The organism is Candidatus Marinimicrobia bacterium CG08_land_8_20_14_0_20_45_22 (assembly GCA_002774355.1).
Lineage (GTDB): Bacteria > Fidelibacterota > UBA2242 > UBA2242 > UBA2242 > 0-14-0-20-45-22.
In genome coordinates this window covers 1-3,853 of record PEYN01000198.1, presented here as the reverse complement: position 1 = coordinate 3,853, position 3,853 = coordinate 1, and the positions used below count along the sequence as shown (strand labels likewise).

Sequence of the window (3,853 nt, the reverse complement as noted above, 5' to 3'; positions counted from 1 at the left end):
ACCGAAGCAACTCCGGTCTGAGAAACAAATCCGTAGTGTGCGGATCTGATGATTTCGGTCATCGACGAACCTTGAAATCCGGCGGCAAAAAGTGCGCCGAGAATCGTTCCGCCCATCAAACCGGGAATCGCCGGCACTTTCAAAACAACCATCGCGATGACGAGTAGCGGCGGCAAAAAGAGCCAGACGGAAATCGTAAACTTTTGCGCGATGCCGGACAATATCACATCAATCGTATGGAATTCAAGATCATTGCCGGAATATCTCGCTCCAATAATACCGTAAAGAATGAGCGCGATGATCAGACTCGGCGTTGTTGTATAAAACATGTGCCGGACGTGATCGAAAAGCGTCGCGCCGGCCATCGCAGGCGCAAGGTTCGTCGTGTCTGACAACGGTGACATTTTATCGCCGAAATATGAACCGGAAATGATCGCCCCTGCAACAATCGGAAGTGGAATGCCAAAGCCCTGCCCGACGCCGATCAACGCTATTCCAACCGTTCCAGCCGTCGTCCATGAACTGCCGGTTGCCGTCGAAACAACCGCGCAAATCAATGCGGTGGCGACGAGGAAAATGCTCGGCGTGAGAATCTTTAAACCATAGTAGATCATGGTCGGCACGATCCCGGCGAGAATCCAAACACCGATGATCATTCCAATAATCATCAGGATCAGAATCGCCGACATAGACATGCTGATCGTCTTCACGATGCCCGCTTCTATTTCTTTCCATTTGAAACCGGAAAGGACTCCGGTGACGGCGGAAAGGATCGCCGCGGAAAGGATCGGCAAATGCGGATCGCCGTCCCAAAATTTCAGCGTTACGATCAGCGCAATACCGAGATAAATGATCGGAGTGATAGCTTTCCAGAAGGAGAGAGTCGGTTTGGCTTCGTTCATAATCGAATTCACCCTGCTACATTATCGCTGATTTAAAAATTCCAAGAGAATCTCACGGTGGTAATATTATTCAATTTTCTGCTAAAGCCTAAGAGAAAAGCTTGGATTAAGCGATCCGGACGTTTTAGATTTCAGGCGATGATTGAAGTGAAACTATTAGATCGATACGTACTCCGGAAATTTTTCCTGCTTTTCATTCTGTCTTTACTGGCGTTTTTGGCGATTTTCAACATCGTTGACCTCATTGAGAAAATGGACAAATTCCTGAAAGCTCAGATGCATGGGCGGCTCATCGCGACGTTTTATCTCTATCAATTACCATATTACGTCGATATTGCCATTCCGATGGCTCTTCTACTTGCATCCGTTTTCACGATCGGAACACTCTCCAAACATAACGAATTGGCGGCGCTAAAATCTTCCGGAATCAGCCTGTACCGACTTTCAATTCCGCTACTTTTCACCGGACTTCTGTTCAGCATCGGTTCCTTTTTCTTTCAGGATAGCGTCGTCATTCCCACCTCCCGTATTCGAGCGGAAATTGAGCAAAACAACCTCAAGCGCTCTCGCAATTTCACCAAAACGATCTTCACCAATATCATGCATCAGGATTCGCCAACCTGCAACATCGTGATTTCCGTTTTTAATGTCAAAGACAATACGGCTTCATCGGTAACGATTCAGGATATCGAAAACCATATCCTCAAACGCCGGATCGATGTTCGGAAAATGGTCTGGATCCCGGAAGAGAAAAAATGGCGGTTGTTTGACTTCAAGATTCGCTCGTTCGACGAAAAAGGCAATGAGTTAGTTTCAGCGATTTTTACCGACTCATTGATGGAATTTCACCTCAGACCGGACGACATCGTCAAAGCAGGCTTGAATCCGGAAACGATGCGTTATTCCGAATTGACCTATTTTATTCAGCGATTGCGCGAAAGCGGCAACGATCCGCGGAAATGGGAAGTGAATCGCCATTTCAAGTTCGCCTTTCCGTTCACCAATCTGATCGTCATTTTATTCGGATTGCCATTAGCGGCGATGAAACAACAAAAAGGCATCAGTTTCGGAGCGGGAATGAGTCTACTGATCATTTTTATTTACTACGGATTTGTAAAATTCGGACAGGTTCTCGGGTATAAAGGCATTGTCACGCCCATGCTTTCCGTCTGGCTCGGCAACATCGTATTTCTTTGTATCGGCGGATACCTGCTATACAAAATAAAACAATAGTAAAAGAATTTCGGGTTCCGTAGCCGGAAAAAGAAAGAGATGACCACGAAAAGAGACGAAAGAAGACGAATAAGAATGAGACATATGTTTCAGATTTTTTTTATTGGAATGTCACAATTGCCACGTGCTTTAGCGCGTGGATATGGTGAATCCATGCTGTCATTCTGAGGAGCCGTGCAAATCGTGTAGCAACACGATTACCGGACAGGAATCCACGAATAATCAAATGCCTGACAGTCATTGGCGACGAAGAATCTTGTTCAATTCCGAGAAAAAGTTTGGGCTTCAGCCCAGAATGACGGACTAAAGTCCGGAGTTATTATCGCGCGAATTGAATCCACGACTTAAAAGTAGTGGCAATAAATACGGACGAGAGATAAAATGCCTGAATGACGAAAGACCGAATCCCGCAAACGGCGGGGAATACCTAATGACTTACGGGAAGTTCCCCTCAGCCGGCAGTTGGATTATCGGTCGATGTATCCGTATCCGTTTTCTTTGCCGATTTTTTCTTGATAATGGATTTGAATTCGTTCAGGATGTCCGGATTTCCTCTGAAACAAATTGCCGCCGACCCGCGGATTTTACTTTTCATATCTTTCATGTCTTTTAACAACGTGTCGCGCTCGTTTCTGAATGTTGTCTGTAACTTTTTGGCGTTCTCCTGTTCGGCGTCTTTTGCCTGCAAACCATCATAACAGGCGTTCAACCCGGTAATATCCGCCGCGCCGATGCCTCGGGTGGCTAACTGCGTCGCATACGTCGTCATCAGTCCTTTCACGTAAGATAATTCCGTCATCGTCCCGGCAACCTTCTGATGTGTTTTGCTACCGACATGGAATTCTTTCTGCATGAGTTTATCCTTAAAGAACTGAACCTTCGCCGCCGCTCTGATTTTCCCGATGACATTCCAACTTTGAGCAATCAGAACATTCTGGTCATTTGTCAACAGATGAACATGATTGACCATCGCCTCATGCGTAAGTTCCTTCTCGTTCAGCGACACTTTCGTCGCGGACAATTGCTGAGTTTCAGCCTCTGTCGAACCAACGCCGGTCAGTTCCGGCTGGTACTTATTCGTTGCCACCAACAAAACATCGGCGTCCTGAATCTCAAGACCGATCATTTCCTGCATTTTGACCTCCTTTTGGTTGTTTTGAACTATCTATGATCATTTTATCGATCCCTGTAAAACGAAAACGAGAGCATAACTTTTTACTACCATGGCTTATGACTCAATCTCTGTCACTTTTAACCGTACTTCCATTGCTTGTGACATTGCTTCTGTCGCTTTTGACTCTATTTCCATCGCTTGCGACCCTGCTCCCGTTGCTTGTGACGCTACTTCCGCCGCTTGCGACTCTACTTTTGTTGCTTGTGACTTCGCTTCCGTTGCTTGTGACTCTATTGTAGTCGCATATACACCTACTAAAGGAACGTATGACAAGGAATGCTTTTTGTCGGAGACAATGCGGATTGCATCGAACCATGCGAAAGTCATCCGACCCACGAAATAGGATGGAGAATATCGAGCAGAAATAACGCCGGGCAAAGCGCTCCTTTTTAAATAGCCTGTCTCATCCCGTTAAAATAAATGAGACCGGCGCGTTTGACTGTTTCAACTTGCATTGGCATGAAATTAAAATAAGATTTTTTTGAATGCAAGAAAAAGTTTATGGGGAAGGGTTGGATTGGGTTGGATTGGGTTGATTGGGTTG

4 protein-coding genes are annotated in these 3,853 nt (G+C 45.9%); 1 reads left to right on the top strand and 3 read right to left on the bottom strand.

The window, feature by feature from the left end:
• Window positions 1-902 (bottom strand): sodium:proton antiporter (locus tag COT43_11350; protein ID PIS27277.1); only part of this gene is annotated, 902 nt, incomplete at its 3' end.
• A gap of 138 nt (window positions 903-1,040) precedes the next feature.
• Here COT43_11350 and COT43_11345 point away from each other — a divergent pair.
• Window positions 1,041-2,135 carry a hypothetical protein gene (locus tag COT43_11345; GenBank protein ID PIS27276.1) on the top strand — a complete coding sequence of 365 codons (1,095 nt, stop codon included), beginning with the start codon at window positions 1,041-1,043 and terminating at the stop codon, window positions 2,133-2,135.
• Between the two features lie 451 nt (window positions 2,136-2,586).
• Here the strand turns inward: COT43_11345 and COT43_11340 are convergent, their stop codons facing one another.
• Window positions 2,587-3,270 carry a hypothetical protein gene (locus COT43_11340; protein ID PIS27275.1) on the bottom strand — a complete coding sequence of 228 codons (684 nt, stop codon included), beginning with the start codon at window positions 3,268-3,270 and terminating at the stop codon, window positions 2,587-2,589.
• A 93-nt stretch (window positions 3,271-3,363) separates the two neighbouring features.
• Window positions 3,364-3,687 (bottom strand): hypothetical protein, encoded by a 324-nt coding sequence (locus COT43_11335; GenBank protein PIS27274.1) that lies wholly within the window; start codon window positions 3,685-3,687, stop codon window positions 3,364-3,366.
• Window positions 3,688-3,853: the final 166 nt, after the last annotated feature.

Coding starts and splice junctions, on each gene's coding strand:
- COT43_11345 (PIS27276.1), top strand. CDS start 1,041: ATGATTGAAGTGAAACTATTAGATCGATACGTACTCCGGAAATTTTTC.
- COT43_11340 (PIS27275.1), bottom strand. CDS start 3,270: ATGCAGGAAATGATCGGTCTTGAGATTCAGGACGCCGATGTTTTGTTG.